The 18,465-nt window shown below is 38.4% G+C and carries 18 protein-coding genes; 1 reads left to right on the forward strand and 17 read right to left on the reverse strand.

Annotation, left to right across the window (positions count from 1 at the left end):
- Positions 1 to 30: 30 nt before the first annotated feature.
- From C1E24_RS03745 to ggt, 13 genes are all read right to left on the reverse strand, one after another.
- Positions 31 to 969, reverse strand: coding sequence for a DUF58 domain-containing protein (locus tag C1E24_RS03745; RefSeq protein ID WP_138478856.1), 939 nt, complete (start codon positions 967 to 969; stop codon positions 31 to 33).
- A complete protein-coding gene (locus tag C1E24_RS03750) occupies positions 969 to 1,871 on the reverse strand; it encodes an AAA family ATPase (RefSeq protein WP_138478858.1) in 903 nt (300 codons plus the stop codon). The genes C1E24_RS03745 and C1E24_RS03750 overlap by 1 nt, the downstream gene beginning before the upstream one ends.
- Positions 1,868 to 2,251: a response regulator gene (locus C1E24_RS03755; RefSeq protein ID WP_138478860.1), complete on the reverse strand. Its 384-nt coding sequence runs from the start codon at positions 2,249 to 2,251 to the stop codon at positions 1,868 to 1,870. The genes C1E24_RS03750 and C1E24_RS03755 overlap by 4 nt, the downstream gene beginning before the upstream one ends.
- A gap of 299 nt (positions 2,252 to 2,550) precedes the next feature.
- Positions 2,551 to 3,276 (reverse strand): hypothetical protein, encoded by a 726-nt coding sequence (locus tag C1E24_RS03760; RefSeq protein ID WP_138478862.1) that lies wholly within the window; start codon positions 3,274 to 3,276, stop codon positions 2,551 to 2,553.
- 83 nt (positions 3,277 to 3,359) lie between these two features.
- The gene (locus tag C1E24_RS03765) at positions 3,360 to 4,619 is read right to left on the reverse strand and encodes a Y-family DNA polymerase (protein ID WP_138478863.1); all 1,260 of its coding nucleotides are present in this window, start codon (positions 4,617 to 4,619) and stop codon (positions 3,360 to 3,362) included.
- Positions 4,607 to 5,020, reverse strand: a complete 414-nt coding sequence (locus C1E24_RS03770; RefSeq protein WP_138478865.1) for a LexA family protein — start codon at positions 5,018 to 5,020, stop codon at positions 4,607 to 4,609. Before C1E24_RS03770 ends, C1E24_RS03765 begins: the two co-directional genes overlap by 13 nt.
- 211 nt (positions 5,021 to 5,231) lie before the next feature.
- Positions 5,232 to 5,732: an AAA family ATPase gene (locus C1E24_RS03775; protein WP_138478867.1), complete on the reverse strand. Its 501-nt coding sequence runs from the start codon at positions 5,730 to 5,732 to the stop codon at positions 5,232 to 5,234.
- 36 nt (positions 5,733 to 5,768) lie between these two features.
- Positions 5,769 to 6,341, reverse strand: a complete 573-nt coding sequence (locus tag C1E24_RS03780) for a tRNA-(ms[2]io[6]A)-hydroxylase (RefSeq protein WP_138478869.1) — start codon at positions 6,339 to 6,341, stop codon at positions 5,769 to 5,771.
- A gap of 54 nt (positions 6,342 to 6,395) precedes the next feature.
- On the reverse strand, positions 6,396 to 7,049 hold the full coding sequence (locus C1E24_RS03785) for a sulfotransferase (RefSeq protein ID WP_138478870.1): 654 nt from the start codon (positions 7,047 to 7,049) through the stop codon (positions 6,396 to 6,398).
- A gap of 242 nt (positions 7,050 to 7,291) precedes the next feature.
- A complete protein-coding gene (locus C1E24_RS03790) occupies positions 7,292 to 7,996 on the reverse strand; it encodes an SIMPL domain-containing protein (RefSeq protein WP_138478872.1) in 705 nt (234 codons plus the stop codon).
- Between the two features lie 90 nt (positions 7,997 to 8,086).
- Entirely contained in the window at positions 8,087 to 8,899 is an 813-nt protein-coding gene (locus C1E24_RS03795; protein ID WP_138478873.1) for an ABC transporter substrate-binding protein, read from the reverse strand.
- Between the two features lie 258 nt (positions 8,900 to 9,157).
- Positions 9,158 to 10,852, reverse strand: a complete 1,695-nt coding sequence (locus C1E24_RS03805) for an NAD-dependent malic enzyme (RefSeq protein ID WP_138478875.1) — start codon at positions 10,850 to 10,852, stop codon at positions 9,158 to 9,160.
- Between the two features lie 166 nt (positions 10,853 to 11,018).
- Complete coding sequence (gene ggt, locus C1E24_RS03810; RefSeq protein WP_138478877.1) at positions 11,019 to 12,776, reverse strand: gamma-glutamyltransferase; 1,758 nt, start codon at positions 12,774 to 12,776, stop codon at positions 11,019 to 11,021.
- Between the two features lie 87 nt (positions 12,777 to 12,863).
- Between ggt and rrtA the strand changes: the two genes are divergently transcribed.
- Positions 12,864 to 13,460: a rhombosortase gene (gene rrtA, locus C1E24_RS03815; RefSeq protein WP_138478879.1), complete on the forward strand. Its 597-nt coding sequence runs from the start codon at positions 12,864 to 12,866 to the stop codon at positions 13,458 to 13,460.
- A 58-nt stretch (positions 13,461 to 13,518) separates the two neighbouring features.
- Here the strand turns inward: rrtA and C1E24_RS03820 are convergent, their stop codons facing one another.
- The 4 genes from C1E24_RS03820 to C1E24_RS03835 all read right to left on the reverse strand — a co-directional run bounded on the left by C1E24_RS03820 (position 13,519) and on the right by C1E24_RS03835 (position 18,448).
- Positions 13,519 to 14,184: an alpha/beta hydrolase gene (locus tag C1E24_RS03820; RefSeq protein WP_138478881.1), complete on the reverse strand. Its 666-nt coding sequence runs from the start codon at positions 14,182 to 14,184 to the stop codon at positions 13,519 to 13,521.
- 300 nt (positions 14,185 to 14,484) lie between these two features.
- Positions 14,485 to 16,386 (reverse strand): S9 family peptidase, encoded by a 1,902-nt coding sequence (locus C1E24_RS03825; protein ID WP_138478882.1) that lies wholly within the window; start codon positions 16,384 to 16,386, stop codon positions 14,485 to 14,487.
- A 119-nt stretch (positions 16,387 to 16,505) separates the two neighbouring features.
- Complete coding sequence (locus C1E24_RS03830) at positions 16,506 to 17,159, reverse strand: outer membrane beta-barrel protein (protein ID WP_171040755.1); 654 nt, start codon at positions 17,157 to 17,159, stop codon at positions 16,506 to 16,508.
- A gap of 104 nt (positions 17,160 to 17,263) precedes the next feature.
- Positions 17,264 to 18,448, reverse strand: coding sequence for a serine hydrolase domain-containing protein (locus tag C1E24_RS03835; RefSeq protein ID WP_138478885.1), 1,185 nt, complete (start codon positions 18,446 to 18,448; stop codon positions 17,264 to 17,266).
- Between the last annotated feature and the right edge of the window lie 17 nt (positions 18,449 to 18,465).

An 18,465-nucleotide genomic window follows, 5' to 3' on the forward strand; every position in this document is an offset into this window, starting at 1 on the left:
AATAAGTATATTAGAGAGCAAGCTATTTGATTAAGCTTCACTTAATGCCTCCAAACATTGCTTTTTATGACTGTTTCCTTGGCTTAAAGTAATGAGTCTATTTGGTAATTTAAGTGCGTAACTTTGCTGCTCTATTTCGGCCTGCACGATTAAAAAGCTCAGCTGTGACAGTTTATCTTCTTTAGTGCCTGAAACTTTATCAAAATCAAAGCCGTAGCTAGCTGATTTATTTGGTGATTGATAGTCTTTGACTAAGAGCTCTTTATTCTTAGCAAAATGCCGCCAAGATATCCTATGTATACTCATACCTTCGCGATAACTTTTTAATTCATTAAAGTCTTCAGCTAAAGCCTTATCGTCGAGTGCTTTTTCGCCTTTTTCGGAAATAATGAAGCTATTCTTTGGAAGCTCTGTTTCAATTTGTGCTGGGTAGGCATAGATATGTTTTTCGCTTATCAAATAACTCCAAATAGTGACTAAACCAAACGGGTAGTGGGTGAGAATCTTAAAACGCCCGAGCTTATGTTTTCCACGCTTTACAGGCAAGAATACGTCTATAAACTCGTTATTTTTTATTCTTTTTAAAATACTTTTTTCTTTTGTTTCAATATGTTCAATTTGAATGTCGTAACGTTGTTTTTGATTTTCTATTTTGAAGGTCACTGATGGGCGCTTATCTGCAAAATCATCTTTAATTGCTGCAACTTCAATTAACAAGCCATTAAAATTACTAAAAGCATATATCAAGCACATGAGCAGAAGAACAAACATTAAATAAGAGACAGCTAATATCAAATTATTTTGATAATTAATGCCTAATATAAAGTTTAAGACTGCGATCCCTAAAAATCCCAGCCCTGATTTAGATGGTGAAACATAAATGGTGTCATGCTTGAGTTTAATACTGTCTCCTTGATGCTTTTTTAGTAACAAAGCATCAAACCAAGCAGGTTGGGGCAGTTTAATCATTACATTTGAACCGGCACTTGTGCGTATATATCGTCGATGATTCTAAATTGTTCCGTGGCATCTAAGTTGAGCCTGTGACCAGCAACTGCAGGAAAAACAGCCTGTACATCATCATGGGTCACATAGTTTCTGCCATGGATCATGGCCCATGCTTTACTGGCTGTTCCTAATGCAATACTCGCCCGTGGGGATAGGGGATCTTTAAATAACCCAGACTCTCGAGTGAAACTCACTAAATCTAGTATGTATTGAACAACTTGCTCTTTTATTTCCATTTCATCAATGGCTGATTGCAATTCTGATAGGGTGCCTAATTCCATCAATTGTGTGAGCGTTGTTTTTCTACCATGATCACCAAGTATAAGTTTTTTCTCAGCATCTTTAGACGGGTAACCTAAACTTACACGCATAAAAAAGCGGTCTAATTGAGATTCTGGCAGGGGGTGTGTACCTGATTGATGAAGTGGGTTTTGTGTCGCTATTACAAAGAATGGTTCAGGTAAGTGATGAGTCTGACCATCCATAGTTACTTGTCTTTCTTCCATGGCTTCAAGTAATGCACTTTGTGTTTTTGGGCTCGCTCGATTTATTTCATCAGCCAGTAAAACTTGTGTAAAAACAGGGCCTTCATGAAATACAAAGCTTTGTTTATCTGTATTAAATATAGTTGAGCCAGTTATATCAGCAGGCAGTAAATCACTGGTAAATTGAACTCTTTGATAGGTTAAACCTAACACTTCAGCTAAACCATGGGATAAAGTGGTTTTCCCCATACCAGGTAAGTCTTCAATTAATAAGTGACCTTTACATAGTAAACTACAGATCGCTAATTTTACTTGTGGCTGTTTGTCATAGATAACGGTTGAAAGCGCTTCTAGGAGCGTATTTATTTTTGTATTCATGTAACCAGTTCTAATCTTTTTAATACGGTATCAACTTTTTTGGCATTAAATGGTTTTTCTATAAAATCTTTAGCACCACATTCCCAAGTATTTTGTACACACTCCAGACTATTATGACCAGAACACATAATCACATGTGATTTAGGATAGTGATCATTTAAATAGTCTAAAATGCCTGAACCATCAGTATCAGGTAGTTCAATATCAAGGAAAATTAAGTTAGGAGGATTTTTTTCAAGGAGATGTTTTGCAGACTCGAAGTCTTCAGAACCAGATACTTCTTCAAACCCGAGGTTTTCTAATATATTACTTAAGTACTCACGGGCTTCAACTGAGTCGTCGATAATTAAAATAGGCTCTAGTGGTCTAACAAATTCCATATGTTTTTACTTCTTAAAAATTTTTTCTTCATACTAAGATAACAGGCAAGATTAAACAATACATAACACCGCTTTAAAATGTCCGATACCGTCTAGTATTGGACATTAATGTGCATTTGTTAATGTTCAAAGTGGTGAAGTCCGTATTTGTATGAGTTATTACTTTATAGCGTATAATTTATATTATGTTAAATGAGGTGGATATCTAGATTAAACATACACTACCTTTGATTTATTTAAGCTTTTATTACTCTTATTAATGCTCTTCTCCAAAGATTTAACTTTCAAATGCCAAGTTTCTAAAAATCTAATTGTTTTATATATTTGTTCTTTTTTACCAGATCTGAAATCGACTTCGAATTGGTTTTAATGTTCTGACTGCGCTTCGAGAATTGAGCTTCTAAATTTGAAACTAAGCTTTTATGTTTTTTATTTATATAGTGATGCCCTGTAACATCTTCTAATTTTTTACTCTTAAACAAAACTTGCTCGAAGCTTGATAAGCTTGCTGCTATTTCTAAATCGTTAGATATAACCGCCTCTAGTTGATTGTGTTTGAATAGTACATTTGGATCGCCCTCAGTGTTAACGCCATAACATGATAAATATTCTTTTCTGCAGATATGTTCATAGATTTTATAACTCATGTTATAGCCAACCGGAATTTTTCCTTGTAATGCCATTTCACAATCTTTCGGACTTTTACAATACAAATTGATAGATGCATAAATTAATGGCGCATTTATCTTTATGAGATTTTCATATCCATCAGCGACTGAATTGACTCTCAAAAATTCGGCATCTAACTTGCCTTTATTCGTTAACCTGAGCGATCTGCTTGTTGGTAAGTTTTTCCAAATTATGGTTTTATCTAATTCTCTATAAGCTTGTGTGACAATTTCTTTTATATCTGCAATGTATTTGTTTTCTTTGACAGCAATACCAATAGAAATTTCATTGCTTGTACTGTTTGCTAAATTTGAATTTAATAATATAACCATTGCAAATATCAATTTGTTAAACATATTCCTTCACCACAAGCACTTTGCGTTAGCTTTACTTCTTTGAGTATAGATTGTTTTTTCCAACCGATATTTTTATCATTTTTTTATTGGCATTTTATTAGCGGGATCTCAGGCCATCGCGTTGTATATCTTCTCGATAACCAATCTCTTTTCATTTGCCACTGATTACTTTGTAACTCTGTGGCAATACGTAAGCTACTGCTACCGTAGCGTTTATTTATTGTATCTAAACACTGCATAAGTTCAGGCTTATCGTCAGAAACATTAAACATATCAATTTGTTGGTGCATATCGTCTTCGAGTTCAATGGCGCCAATACCCGCTTTGTAGTATCGCACACCAGGTTGGAACAATTGGCTGAATACCAACTCGACTTGCTTGGCAAAGACCATGCTATCATTCGATGGCACAGCAAGTTTCTGAATAAACGACCTTTTATAGTAATTATCTTCATGTGGAGAGCTATGAGCGAAGATAATTAATCGTTTCGTTAAAGAACCTTGTTTGCGTAGTTTTTTGGCCACTATTGAGCAATGCGTTACCAATGACGCTTTAAGTGCAAATGGGTTTTCGACGCGCTCACCAAAACTGCGGGTGCTGAATACTTCTTTTTTGCGCTGTTTTACATCATCCCATGATAAACATGATATCCCGTTAAGCTCCGATATCGTTCGCTCAAGCACAACACTAAATTGTTTTCGCATCATTTTTGGATTCTGTTTAGCCAAATCTAACGCACTTTCGATGCCGAATAACTTAAGTTGCTTGGTTAATCGTCGCCCTACGCCCCAAATGTCCGATACTGCCATATTGGCTAAAATTTGCTTTCGAGATTTTTCACTGTCAATAACGGCAACGCCTGTTGCACCTACAAACTTCTTGGCCGCATGATTGGCGGCTTTCGCGAGTGTCGGTGTAGGCCCAAAACCTACCCCCACTGGTAACTTGGTTTTTCGCCAAACCGTGCGGCGAATAAGTTGCCCGTATTCATACCAAGAATTCACCACATCACTGTAGCCATCAAACTTTAGAAATGACTCATCAATGGAATATACATAATGTTGATCACTAAAACGGTTGATAATGGCCATCATTTTGTCACTTAAATCAGCGTATAACTCATAATTTGATGAGCGAATAACCACATTATGCTTATCTAAAATAGGCTTTAATTTGAAGTAAGGCTCAAACTTTGGAACGCCAAGTTTTTTAACTTCAGGAGATGCCGCAACAATGCAGCCGTCATTGTTTGAGAGTACAACAACAGGCCGCTTACGTATTGATAAGTCGAATACTTTTTCGGCTGAAGCATAAAATGAGGTGGCATCAATTAGCGCATACATTGTTTTAATCTCATGTTTTGCCGATGCATTCTTAATGAACCAGTCACAATACCTTCAAGCTGAAAAACATCACAATCACTGATAAACACTGGTTTAAACACTGGTGATGCAGATAGTAGCCGTCGGTTATGGATATCGAGGATTTTACATACAAACTCATTGTTAAAGTTGGCAACAATCACATCTTGGTGTTTTGGCTCAGCTGCCCTATCTACAATTAATAAATCGCCATCAAAAATACCAACGCCCTGCATCGAGTCACCAGATGCGAGGCCCAAAAAAGTGGCGTTAGGGTCACCAACTATAAGTTGGTCAAGGGATAAACCGAGCTCTTTATATTCGGCTGCGGGAGACTCAAAACCGGTGATCCCCGCTGCTGCTTTAACAGGTATTACTTTCATACTGCACCAAAATACATATACTGTATATAAACACAGTATATGTATAATTAGCCATATCGGCAAGCTTAACAGCGTTACCAAGTGCCGCTATGAAGCGCTTTTAGAATAAAGCCGGCAAAAAAAAGCGGCTTGATGTTTACCAAGCCGCTGAGTTTTTATACCAACTCTCAATATAAGGAGCTCTATTTTGAGAGGTTTGATTTATTACGTACTACTTCAAGCTAAACGCCCTACTTTGCTGATTGCTTTCTAAACGCACCTTGTTACCAGTGAAGGTTTCGAATAATTTTGTATGAGCCGCTTTTGAAAACACATCATCTCTGATGTCATAGTCTTCAATCCAAGCCAATAACATGTCTAGATTTTCATCTTGTGCTTCTTTTGATGGGTATTTGTGCGGCTCCCAAGGGCGCGCTTTAGCGTTGGCTTTACAGGTCTCAACATCTAAATCGATAAACACCAAATACTGACATTGCTCTGCGATAGGTTTAATTAGATCACTATAGCAACCCTCAATCATCCAATCTGAATGTGACTGAATAAACTCATTGATTTTATCGAGTGAAGACCCAAGTTGTGCCCGAGTTGGTGGTGACGTTGGCAACCAAGCAAGAGTGTCTAAATCTAAATGTGCGGCGGAATGTTCTTGCGCTAAACGCTTTGAAAGTGTTGATTTTCCTGAGCCCGAGTTCCCAAAAATAATCGTTTTCATTCGTTAGTCCTTATCTGTTCAGCCACAATAGATTGATTAATGAAGCGCCGCTGTGAATGGGAGCTTCTTACAGATCTCGGCTTCAGCTTCAAGTATTTCAACTAAGCGAGCATCAATAATGCCTTTATCGAAGTATTCGTAGCCCAATTCTACAAACAGGTTTTTATGTTTCTCTTCTGATTTAGCAATGGCAACATAAAATTCTTTTTCTTTGCCTTCAGGTAAGGCTTCTGCAACCAAAGAGAAACGTTCGTGGCCTCGTGCTTCAATCACCGCAGCCACTAATAGACGGTCGATTAAGAATTCATCGGTGCCCTGTCTAAATAAAGCGCGCATCCCTTTGATATAAGGGTCTTTTTGGTCGTTACCTAAGGTAACCCCACGCTCTGTTAATAATTTCAACACTTGTTTAAAGTGGATCATCTCTTCGATGGCTAAATCTGTCATGGCTTTCACAAGCTTAATTCTGTCAGGGTAATGACCCAACATAGACATCGCCATGCCAGATGCTTTTTTCTCTGCGGCAGCGTGATCTTGTAAAAAGGCATCAAAATCAGCGAGCACTTTTTCAGTCCAATTAAACGGGGTGTGGTACTTCAGTTCAAACATAAACATTCTTAATCAATATAAACTGCGGGTATTCTAGCGTAGGAGATACACGAATTAAACAGATTGCATAAATGTGAGTAAATCGGCGTCTTTATCTACTTTTCCCATACGTGTAGAGCTGACTTTAAGTGGGTGCTTTAAGTCATTCCAAGCCGTAACTTTACCATTCACGTTGAGCTTGGGCATGTCTGTAATTTCTGTGCTAGCAGCATCAACTTCTAGAAAATCACACAGTTTTGTAAAACTGTTTGGCTGGCTAACATTCAAAAACAAATGCTGCGCTTTAGTGTCCTCGAAAAACGCAATGGCTTTGGCTTTATGTGTTTCGTAACACATAGTCAGAAATTCGAAGTTATCAAGGTGCTTGGCATCTAATCCCGAAAAGGAGTTTAAGAAACAGCGCTTGATGGTGTCGTTAAAGCCACCTTTATCTGAGAACAGGTTGCCTGACATGCGCGTTAATAATTTAGAGATAGACGGTAGCCATACCGCTAAGTCTCTTTCTAAATAAATGAATTTAGCATCAGGATATTTTTGATACAGCAACGCATAATCATTAAATACGGGCGTGTCGGCAATGACTTGCGCGTTATGGAATGTCTCTATTGTATAAGCTGTATGTGCCGTCGTTAAACCAAGTTCAGTGCATGCGGCACAAAGACTTGTCGTGCCAGTTCTCGGTAAACCAATAATAAAGATTTTACTCATAATGCGCCCTACAATAGTAAGGACGCATTATAACGAAAAATTTATACCAATCCTCTTAATTAAGCGATCTATTTTGAGTCAAGAAAAACTTGTCGATAGCACCGCTAACGCGTCCTGCTCTCGCTAAGGTACCTACATCCATATAGGCAAGGCGAAAATTTTGCTATTTAGTTGTTCTAAATAAGTAATTTTCAACGACGCTAGCGTCAGTTTTAGTCCCTCAAAATGATTGAGTATTGGTATTACTGTTTAATTAAATAAGTAACGAAAACTTCTGAAGAAATAACAATATCAGAGACATTATACGCCTGACTACGAGCTTGCCCCGTCTCAATCATCGTCTGTCTTGCATACGGTGTTGGCATAGATGGCGCATTTGCAAAATTTACAGAATAAACTCGGTCTAATTTCGCATCGAATGCGGTGGCAAGTTCTTTAGCTTCAGATTTAGCGTCTTTGATAGCCAATTTTTTTAGATTATCTTGCACTTCATCTGCCTTTGAATAAGAAAACTGCGTAAAACCAATTTCATTGACGCCGGCTTCAACAAGCTGTTGTAAAAATTGCGCATATTTATCGACGTCTGTCAGCTTTATCTCAACATTACGTGTTACCTGAAAAGTCGTAAACTCTTGCTTTTGCGTGCCTCGGTTGTATTCATGTTGGCGATAAATATTAAGTTGAGATGCATCAATGTTGTTTTTACTGACATTAAAATTATTGGCGACTTTAATAACTCGCGCGATCACACTATCAACTTCATCTTTTGCTTTATTGATGTTTTTATCGGACTGAGAAATTGCAACACTTAAAACAACTTGATCTGGCTGAACAAGCTGCTCTGCGTACCCTGTTACGCTTAAATGTGGACTGGTTGGCTCCGCATAAGCGTAATTAAAACTTGAAGATAAAAGTAAAGACGACACGGCTAGTAATTTTTTAAACATACCTGCTCCATTTCTAGGTATTAAGCCAATATAAGCGACAAACCGCCTAATTTGACCAAAGATGCGCTATTAAAGTAAAAACTTGATTAATTATGGCTGAATAGAAAAGGCAATTTTTAAAGAGTCGCTGATAAAATCACGCTCATGAGGTGAAAATAAGTCTCTATGCGCTTCAATTATCAACTCTTGAACCTCTGATTCGGCCATTTTTTTATTAAATAAATTAATCGCTTGTTTTCCTTGCGGTGTTTTTGCACAAGCAATATAACCAAATACACTCGGCGCTTGATCAATTATGCGATGAAAACTAATTTTATTTTCGCCGATCACCTCTGCATACTCGCTTATTATGACTGACGTATATTCAATCATGCCGTCAAAGCGACCTTGCATGAGCATTTTGCGAAGACGCTTCGCGCTTTCTTCTCCTTCATTTACAACAAATAGCTGTGGATGGGACTTAATAAAATCATCAATGTTTTTTCCGTAACTTCGGCCTTTCGTTATCCCTATTTTAAAATCTGTTTTTACCAAATCGTTTAAAGAAACGTCAGCAGAAACCCCTCTTTTATCTCTTAAAACTAGTCTATTCGCGGGAAATGCTGTAAGCGGTCTGACAGAGAAATAAGCTAAGGTTTCACGTTTTGGGTTTTTAACTTTGTTATACAAGCATGTATTTGGATACATACTCAAGGTTCGCCACTCGCGAATGCGACTTGCGGGCATAAAATCTATTTCTAACTGTGGATATAGTCTTTTTGAAATATCAATTAATAAACGTGTAACCATATCGGCACTGCTGTTAGGACTCGGTACATAGTCAGAAGCGATATTCACTTTTAATGGCGCACCATAAAGTCCGATACTGACTAGTCCTAACAAGAACACTAGCGCATACTTCATAAACTTACCTCACCACATAGTTAAGGTAAGTATAGAAGCTTGGTGAAATTAGACATAAAAAAAGCCAGCAAAGTTGCTGGCTCTTTTTATACCAATCCTCTTAATTAAGTGATCTATTTTGAGGCAAGGAAAACTTGTCGATAACGAGGCGAAAATTTTGCTATTTAGTTGTTCTAAATAAGAATTTTTCAACGAAGTTAGCGTCAGTTTTAGTCCCTCAAAATGATTGAGGATTGGTATTACATTACAAGTTAAGTATTAAATACTACAACGCTTGTAATTGCGGTACTCAGGGTACCAGTAATTTTTCTCGATTGCTTTAAGGATAGCTTCATCAGACATTTCTAATGCGACACCTTCTTCCATCGCTTTTTTCGCAACAGCAAAGGCAATCTTCTTGCTTAACGGCTCAATCTCCACCAGCGCAGGTAATAGGCTGCCTTTACCTGTATTTGCACGAGGTGAAGCTTCAGCAAGCATTTCACTTGATACCATCAACATAGCATCAGTGATGCGCTTGGCTTTAGCTGCAATGACACCTAAACCGATACCTGGGAAGATATAGCTATTGTTACACTGAGGAATAATGAACTTTTCGCCGTTATATTCCACTTCACCAAATGGGCTACCAGTTGCAACAATCGCTTGGCCATTCGTCCACTCAATCACATCTTTTGGATGTGCTTCAACTTGGCGTGAAGGATTACTTAGAGGGAAGATAATTGGCTGCTCACATCCTGAATGCATCGCTTTAATCACTTGCTCAGTGAACAAACCAGGCTGACCAGAAACACCAATTAAAATGTCTGGTTTCGCACAGTGCATTACATCTAATAAAGACGCAAAGTCACCGCTATATTGCCAATCAGTTAACGCATCTTTTTGTTGCACAAGCGCAGCTTGGAAATCACGTAGCCCTTCCATACCTTCAGTAAGTAGACCGAATCTGTCAACCATGTACACTTGGCTACGCGCTTGCTCATCTGAAATGCCTTCAGATACCATTTGACTGATGATCTGCTCAGCAATACCACAACCCGCAGAGCCTGCACCAACAAAAACAACTTTTTGTTCGCTCAGTTTTACGTCTTTAACACGGCAAGCAGCAAGTAAAGAGCCTACAGTAACCGCCGCAGTACCTTGAATATCATCATTAAAGCTACAAATCGTATCTTTATAACGCTTAAGTAAAGGCATTGCATTTGGTTGTGCAAAATCTTCGAATTGAAGAAGTACGTTTGGCCAACGACGTTTAACCGCTTTAATGAACAAATCTAAAAACTCGTCATATTGCTCTTGGTTGATACGCTTATGACGTGCGCCCATATACATAGGATCGGCAAGTAACTTCTCGTTATTAGTACCCACATCAAGCATAACAGGTAACGTGTATGCAGGGCTAATACCGCCACATACGGTGTATAGAGACAGTTTACCGATTGGAATACCCATACCACCGATGCCTTGGTCACCTAAGCCAAGAATACGTTCACCGTCAGTAACAACAATAACTTTTACTTTGCCCTTTGTCGCATTACGTAAAATATCATCGATGTTGTGACGCTCTTCATATGAAATGAATAGACCGCGAGAGCTACGATAAATATCAGAGAATTTTTCACATGCATCACCTACCGTAGGCGTATAAATAATCGGCATCATTTCTTCTAAATGATCACGGACTAAACGGTAGTAAAGAGTTTCATTGTTATCTTGAATTGCGCGCAGATAAATGTGTTTATTTAAGTTATCTCTGAATGAAGAGTACTGCTGATAACAACGCTCTACTTGCTCTTCAATGGTTTCGAAACGAGGAGGCAATAAACCATTTAGATTAAAGTTCTCACGCTCTGATTGACTAAATGCACTACCTTTGTTTAATAAAGGCGTTTCTAACAGGTTAGGACCTGAGTAAGGAATGTATAGATAATTTGGATCGGTTTGTTTAGTCATATTTACTTGTAATGATACGTCTGGCTGATTTTATTATTACTTAGCTGTGAATAGGCAAGAAAGCAAAAAATTGCTTATAAATAAAAAAGGCGCTTTAACACAACGAAATAATTAAAGAGCCTTGCAGTATATCTTAAAAATACCACTAAACCTATGAGTTTAGCCGTCATTCACCGAGCACAATGCCCTCTCGTCGAGGATCTGCGCCACCTACGAGCTGACCTCCGACCAGTTCAATACCATGTAAACCTGAATTCAAATCTCGAATAAAAACTTTATGTCCTAAACTTTCAAAATAGGCTTGGTGCTTTTCAAGGTCAGTACCATTTTCTAAAGTCGTTACTTTGTTACGGTTAGTTATCTTTGGTAGATTGATGGCAGACTGAATATCTAACTGCCAATCTAGTACGCCTATGACTGTTTGCGCAACATAGTTAATAATACGACTTCCTCCCGGAGAGCCAACAACTAAACGCAGACTGCCATCTTTGTTGAACACCATAACCGGCGACATAGAGCTACGTGGACGTTTATTTGCTTCAACGCGATTGGCGCGTAATTGACCATTCTTCTTCGGAGTAAGCGCAAAGTCGGTTAACTGGTTATTTAACAAATAGCCGTCAACCATAACCGTCGAACCAAAAGCCATTTCGATAGAGCTGGTCATAGACACCGCATTGCCCGTTTGGTCTACAATTGAAACATGGGTCGTTGAAGGCAGCTCATAGCTGTTATCAGCAGCATAACTAAGCGTTCCGTTTAGCGGTTTACCAACAGGCACTTTATGGTTATCTGTGTCTGAAATCAGCTTTGCACGTTCAGCTAAGTATTCATCATCAAGTAATGCATCGGTTGGCACAGTGACAAAGTCAGGATCAGCCATATAATGGTTTCTGTCAGCAAATGCCAAACGCGAAGCTTGGGTGAATAAGTGCAATGCTTTAGGGTCATTAGGCTGATATTGGCTTAACTTTTTACCTTCGAGTAATTTCAAAATTTGTAGTACAGCAACACCACCACTACTCGGTGGTGCCATAGAGCACACTTTATGAGCATGATAAGACGTACAGATAGCGTCTCGATGTTTACTTTGGTATTTTTCTAGGTCTGATAAAGACAATAACCCAGGTGCAATTTCAGCGTTTTGCACTGCATCAACCATATTTTTTGCATGTTGGCCTGTGTAAAAGGCAGAAATACCCTGCTCAGATATATTCTTATATAATGTAGCCAATTTAGGGTTTTTACGAATACTGCCCACAGCTAAAGGTTGATCATCAGGGTAAAAATAGGCTTTCGCTTCGGGTAAACGGGTAAGACCCGGATTAAACTTTTTAGACAACAACATATTCAATCGTGGTGAAACTACAAACCCTTGCTCTGCTAATTGAATTGCAGGCTCAAATAAGTCGGCCCAAGCCAATTTGCCATGTTCTTTGTGTGCTTTATCAAAAGCATGCAGAATACCAGGTACACCCACCGAGCGCCCACCTACAACGGCCTTAATCCAAGGTACAGCTTTGCCATTTTCGTCTAAGAATAAACCTGAGGTTGCTTTAGTTGGCGCTGTTTCTCGGCCATCTAACGTTGTTAGTGCATTTTCACTTTTATCGTAATGCAAAATAAAAGCACCGCCACCAATACCTGAAGATTGCGGTTCAACTAAGGTTAAAACCAATTGCGTGGCAATTGCCGCATCAATTGCACTGCCGCCCATGTCGAGCATTAATTTACCCGCTTTAACAGCGTAAGGGTTTGCAGCCGCAATCATATAATTATCGGCGATTTGCTTTTGCTTCTTTGTAAAACCAGTGGCTGCTTCTGGCTCCCTTATTTCTTGTTTTGGTGAGATTTGGCTAGAGCAGGCACTTAATAGAGCCAATGAACAAAGCGATAACGCAAAAGGCAGAGATTTGAATGTCATAGTTGTTGTCATTAATTTTCAAGTTCTGGTTTGCATGATAAGAGTAAACGGGCAAAATATGCAAAAAATAAAAAAGAATTTTGATCGATGATCCAATTGCCACTAGATAAAAAATACATACTGCCTCCCATCATGCTTTCATTATTAAGCTTTACCTTAATGATCTTAAATACCAATGACTTACTAGAGTTTCATCGAGATAAAATCGCAGCAGGTGAAATCTGGCGCATCTTTACAGGCCAATTTGTACACGCGAACCCAACACACTTACTACTTAACATTGTTGGTATTGGTTTCATATGGCTATTACACGCAGAACATAGATCACAAAGCCAATACTACCTTCATACCGCTTTCTTAGCTTTATGGACTGGATTGGGCATTTGGCTATTTGTACCTGATATAAAAGTCTACACTGGACTAAGTGGTCTGTTACATGGCGTAATCGTTTGGGGCGCACTTAAAGACATTCAAGTTGGTATGCGTTCAGGCATTCTCTTGTTCGTTGGTATTTGGGCTAAACTCGCTTGGGAACAATGGGCTGGACCAAGCGCAGACGTCGGAGAATTGATCCAATCACGCGTCGCCATTGAAGCACATTTAATTGGTGCCATTGGCGGACTGGTGATGGGATTAGGGTTAATTAAAAACAAATTAAAAAACAAGTCAGAAAAAAAAGACTAAATAATTAAATATTAAAAAGGCCATAGAGTGATATGGCCTTTTTAAATGAATAGACTCACTAATCGATAAGTAATGTTCTCATCGCGTCATCCATTGCGTGTTTGACTACTGGGATATGATCAACATCATAGTCTAGTTTAACGATTTCGAGCTCTTTAAATTGCTCATATTCCAGCATCTCTTGAAACCAATCTACATATCGTCCATTACTTACTTTGCCTCTAGCTGCAATCAAAATGGCTTTGCTTTTTAAACGACGGTCAAGCACACCTCTGTCAGAAACAAGTAAAGGCGTAATTTCTGTATGTGCCCAAAAACCACCATCGAACGAAACGTGCGCGCTGAAAAACGGATCTTGAGGGTCATCCATTAACATGGCTAAACCTGCAAACAAACCGGTATAAGAGTGTCCAACTATGCTGCGTTTAGATTGATTTATTGGATAATTCGACTCTAATTTTGGCGCTAACTCATTAACAATGAAATTAAAGTAATCTTGCGCTAAGGGCCATTGAGCGTAATCCTCGCGGTGCTTGTAGCTAGCATCGACAAAGTTTTCAATGCCAACAATAATCGCTTCAATTTCAAGTTCGTCTAAGCTATCTGCTACTTTACTAAAATGCCACTCTGCGTCTAAAACATATATTACAGTGTAAGTTTTATTTGCACTTATGTTTTTGGCAAATATAGCTGAATTGGGTAAGTTACACCTGTAAATGTAGATGAAACAGGCTTAAGTATTGAACGCTCCCCAACTTGGAAAGGCTGAAATGTCTGAGTACTTGGTTTTTCTGAACTGTCAGAACCAGTGCCTCCACATCCAATAAGAATCAATAAAGAAAAACATAAAATCAGCTTATAGAATGTTTTGAAAGAATAAGAAAACAAATCAAAAACCTTATTAGTTTAAAAGAATAAAGTAGCAAAGAGTCACTTTGTGCGCTAATACGTAAATAAGCAAATTGAATGAAAAACGCCAGAGTCCAAATCTCTGGCGTTTTTGTAAATCACTAAAGAAAAGTTGTTATAGTGTTTCTTCTAACCACTTAAAGAACTCACGCTGCCACACAATACCGTTTTGCGGTGTCAGTACCCAATGGTTTTCTTCTGGGAATAGTAAGAAACGACTCTTTAAACCACGTAACTTAGCAGCTTGGAATGCCGCAATACCTTGCTCAAGTGGTACACGGTAATCTTTTGCTCCATGGATAACAAACATCGGTGCATCCCATTTATCAATGTGATTAATTGGGTTAAATTGACCGTACGCTTTGTTTGTAGATGCGTTATTTTCCCAATAAGCACCGCCAAGCTCGTTATTGACGAAGAACAGCTCTTCAGTTGTACCGTACATGCTGCGTAAGTCGAAAATACCACAGTGTGCAATAAAGGTTTTGAATCGGCCTTCATGGTTGCCTGCTAAATAAAACGCAGAGTAACCGCCGTAACTCGCACCTACAGCACCAATTCGAGACTTATCAACGTAAGACTCTTTCGCAACATCATCAATCGCTGCAAGGTAATCTTCCATTACCTGACCGCCCCAATCGTTACTGATGTCTCTGTTCCATTGTTCACCATGACCTGGCATACCACGACGGTTAGGTGCAACAACGATATAGCCCTGAGAAGCCATTACTTGGAAGTTCCAACGGAAAGAATAAAACTGTGAAAGTGCAGATTGTGGACCACCTTGTAAATAAAGAAGTGTTGGATACTTTTTCTTCTTATCAAAGTTCGGCGGGTAAATCACCCAAGTCAGCATGTCTTGGCCATCTGTTGTTTTAACCATACGCTTTTCAACGTTTGGTAAATCAAGACCCGCATAGAAAGCGTCGTTCTCTTTGGTGAGAGCTGTTAGTTTTTTGCTGCGAAGGTCAAAACGATAAATCTCACGCGCTGCATTCATGCTATTACGTGTAACGACGAGTTTGTCTTTTAGCACAGCAACAATGCCATTTACGTCAAAGTGACCTTTAGTCAGTTGTTTAATTTTTGGTTGTGCTTTGGTTTTAGTATTCACAGCAACTTGGAAAAGTTGAACTGTGCCATCGATTGGCGCAATAAAGTAAATGCTTTTACCATCATGACTCCACTTAAAACTATTTACTGTGCCATCCCAGTGCTCAGTTAAGTTAAGTTCACGATTTTTGACTTTAACGATAATGTCGTTTTTATCAGCTTCGTTACCTGCTTCATCCATTTGTAGCCAAGCTAAATGACCTTTTGCAGAGAACGCAGGATATTTATCGTAACCTAAGTTACTTTCAGTGATATTGGTCGTCTTTTTACTTTTCAAGTTATAACGATAAATATCAGTATTGGTGCTTTTTACATACTCTGTGCCTGTAAGCTTTTTACTTACATAGTAAATATTTTCACCTTTTGGGCCCCATGTATAATCAGCGACTCCACCAAACGGCGATGTTGGGCTATCAAACGGCATGCCCTTCATGATATCGACTTTTTCTTCTGTCTTAAGATCTTGGTAGAACACATGCTTATATTTACCGTCTTTCCATGTATCCCAATGACGGTAATTTAAATCATCGAACACATACGCATTGGCTTTACCCAGCTCACTGTGACGATCTGTTGCAAGAACATCTTCAAGCTGTACTTTTTTGTGGAAAAGTTTTTTAGTGCCATCAGGTGAAAGGCTTTTATCGATCACAACGCCTTGATAGTTTTCTAATAGTTGTGCATCACCCCCTTTCAAAGAAACCTGATAAACTTTGCTATCAAAACTATTTTTTTCAATGCTTGGTGTCGTAACTTTATAAATAACGTGGGTTTTGTCTTTATTAAGGCCTAAGGCACTGACTCTTTTTAGTTCCCACAACTTTTCTGGTGTCATCACCTCATTGGCAAAAGCGCCAACACTAAAAGCCAGTCCTAAGCTGACTGATACAATCGTTCGCATCATCGCGAATGTCCTCCAAAAATAAATCGATGTAAGATTACATAATTAGAGGACGTGTGAATAGTAGATGAGATAATATAATGATTTATATTATTGAAGCATGTTTGTTTTGGAGGCTGAGTTTAAAAAGCCCACCCTAAGACTAAAGAAAAGTCGTTTATTTTATGAGAATAACTGACATCAGCTGCAAATGCTCCATGTTCGCTTTCTTTAATACTGAATTGCGAGTACTCAAAACCTATGTAAATACTATCTGAAACTACATATTCAGAGCCAACTGAAAAATATACGTCTCTTCCACTGTGGTTTTGTTCTTGAATATCATTTACAACTAACATAGCTGGCGAATACTGTTTATAACGCCAATTAGCTAAACCAACTCGTAAATTTACATTCAGTTTTGCATTAATATTTACATGACTCTTAATACCAAATTTAAGCGCGTCTGTTTCGATTGGTAATTTAACAGCGATAGATTCGAAGCTGTTGTCATTTATCAAATCAGAAGAGATATTTCGTGTGTACGAATGATCTGCCTCACCATAAAAATGTTTAGATAACTCAACCGAAAAATATTCCGAAATAGGTAGACCAAATCTAATACCGAAAGAAGAAGAGCTATTGCTAGAAGAGCGCTCATCCCCTAAATCAAAGTCTTGAGATGCGTGGAGCTTATTTGAAGAAGACCCGATTAAAAGCTCAGTCGTAAAAGAAGGAGTAGAAGACGCGTATGAATTTGATGCTAAGAAAACGAGTCCAAAAAGATATTTATTCATTACAGCCTTAAAAGATATAAATTGGCCGATAATGATAACACTCAGCATACAAATGATTGAAAGACTACATAAAAATATTCAACTTTATGTAGTCTTATTAAGATTTACAAAAATGCAGGTAAAACCGTGTTTAAAGCGGCATCGAGTATTCTATCTTCTCTGTCGTGGCCCTTTATCACAACAACCAAATCAAGATCTTTGACTGAAATAACGTATTGGCCACCACCGCCCCATGCAAAGTTAGCTTTAAATTGTTTATCATCTATCGCGATATCCGTCTGATAAATAAAGTAGCCATACATAAAGGTTTCGGGGATCCATGTATCAAGCGGGTCAACAATGGCTGAAGTTGCTTTATCTAAATAAGCTTTAGAAACAAGTTGCTTACCTTGCCACTGGCCACCATTGAGTAATAAACTCCCCCACTTTAACATATCTCGTGATGTGAACTTGGCACCATATCCGCCAGTGGGTAAGCCACTGATTGACTTTCTCCATTGATAATTTTTAATGCCTAACTTATCAAGCAACTCGGTTTTAATAAATTGCTCTGCACCATCAGGCACAACAGCATCAATGACTTGCATTACCAGCACATCATTTAAATTACCATATGCATAGGCTTGTGCCTCATCTGTAATGGCTTGAGAATTTTCAAAAATCGCTTGTATATGTTTTTTGCCTTTCAGATTATCAGGCTGTTTTTCAATCTCTTTAATCGTTTCTTGATCTATTTTAATCCCACCTCGCATTGTCATCGCTTTATGAAGCGTTATTTTTTCAACTCCAGAAACAAATTTACTCGAATCTAAGCCACCGAAAAAGCTAACTAATGGCTTATGTAAATCGTCTAATGTTAAATACCCCTTTTGAATTGCGATACCAACTATAAGGCTGGTGAGCGACTTTGTAGCCGAAGCTTGCCCTGATGGTAAATCTATTCTTGAACGACGGTAATAAGATTCATAAATCAATCTATCTTTATGGCTGATTAACAAACTGTCATACAAGCCATACTTTCCTGACTGAATGTCTTTTGATAATTGAAGGATTGCACTTTTGTTCTTCGTAACTTTAGATAGATCACCTACTTCTAACCCATCCGACCTTTCTTCGGGACGAGTATTAATATAAGCACTTTCTAGGTATGGTAAATCCCAAAATGACATGGTTTGCTCGGCTTTACTTGCGAGCGGAATGTTCTTATTAAGTTCATCAGAAAGTGCATTACTCGATAAAATGCTCATAGATACAAATAGTGTAATGCTTAATGTAGATTTAAGACTCATACAGCCTCCTTTTAGTC

The organism is Pseudoalteromonas phenolica (assembly GCF_005876835.1).
GTDB lineage: Bacteria > Pseudomonadota > Gammaproteobacteria > Enterobacterales > Alteromonadaceae > Pseudoalteromonas > Pseudoalteromonas phenolica_B.

Bases quoted from the DNA above. Each gene is read 5' to 3' on its own strand.
- C1E24_RS03755 (WP_138478860.1), bottom strand. From the start codon at position 2,251: ATGGAATTTGTTAGACCACTAGAGCCTATTTTAATTATCGACGACTCA.
- C1E24_RS03785 (WP_138478870.1), bottom strand. From the start codon at position 7,049: ATGAGTAAAATCTTTATTATTGGTTTACCGAGAACTGGCACGACAAGT.
- C1E24_RS03765 (WP_138478863.1), bottom strand. From the start codon at position 4,619: ATGTATGCGCTAATTGATGCCACCTCATTTTATGCTTCAGCCGAAAAA.
- C1E24_RS03750 (WP_138478858.1), bottom strand. From the start codon at position 1,871: ATGAATACAAAAATAAATACGCTCCTAGAAGCGCTTTCAACCGTTATC.
- C1E24_RS03830 (WP_171040755.1), bottom strand. From the start codon at position 17,159: ATGAATAAATATCTTTTTGGACTCGTTTTCTTAGCATCAAATTCATAC.
- C1E24_RS03780 (WP_138478869.1), bottom strand. From the start codon at position 6,341: ATGTTTGAACTGAAGTACCACACCCCGTTTAATTGGACTGAAAAAGTG.
- C1E24_RS03760 (WP_138478862.1), bottom strand. From the start codon at position 3,276: ATGTTTAACAAATTGATATTTGCAATGGTTATATTATTAAATTCAAAT.
- C1E24_RS03805 (WP_138478875.1), bottom strand. From the start codon at position 10,852: ATGACTAAACAAACCGATCCAAATTATCTATACATTCCTTACTCAGGT.
- C1E24_RS03825 (WP_138478882.1), bottom strand. From the start codon at position 16,386: ATGATGCGAACGATTGTATCAGTCAGCTTAGGACTGGCTTTTAGTGTT.
- ggt (WP_138478877.1), bottom strand. From the start codon at position 12,776: ATGACATTCAAATCTCTGCCTTTTGCGTTATCGCTTTGTTCATTGGCT.
- C1E24_RS03775 (WP_138478867.1), bottom strand. From the start codon at position 5,732: ATGAAAACGATTATTTTTGGGAACTCGGGCTCAGGAAAATCAACACTT.
- rrtA (WP_138478879.1), top strand. From the start codon at position 12,864: ATGATCCAATTGCCACTAGATAAAAAATACATACTGCCTCCCATCATG.
- C1E24_RS03745 (WP_138478856.1), bottom strand. From the start codon at position 969: ATGATTAAACTGCCCCAACCTGCTTGGTTTGATGCTTTGTTACTAAAA.
- C1E24_RS03835 (WP_138478885.1), bottom strand. From the start codon at position 18,448: ATGAGTCTTAAATCTACATTAAGCATTACACTATTTGTATCTATGAGC.
- C1E24_RS03795 (WP_138478873.1), bottom strand. From the start codon at position 8,899: ATGAAGTATGCGCTAGTGTTCTTGTTAGGACTAGTCAGTATCGGACTT.
- C1E24_RS03770 (WP_138478865.1), bottom strand. From the start codon at position 5,020: ATGAAAGTAATACCTGTTAAAGCAGCAGCGGGGATCACCGGTTTTGAG.
- C1E24_RS03790 (WP_138478872.1), bottom strand. From the start codon at position 7,996: ATGTTTAAAAAATTACTAGCCGTGTCGTCTTTACTTTTATCTTCAAGT.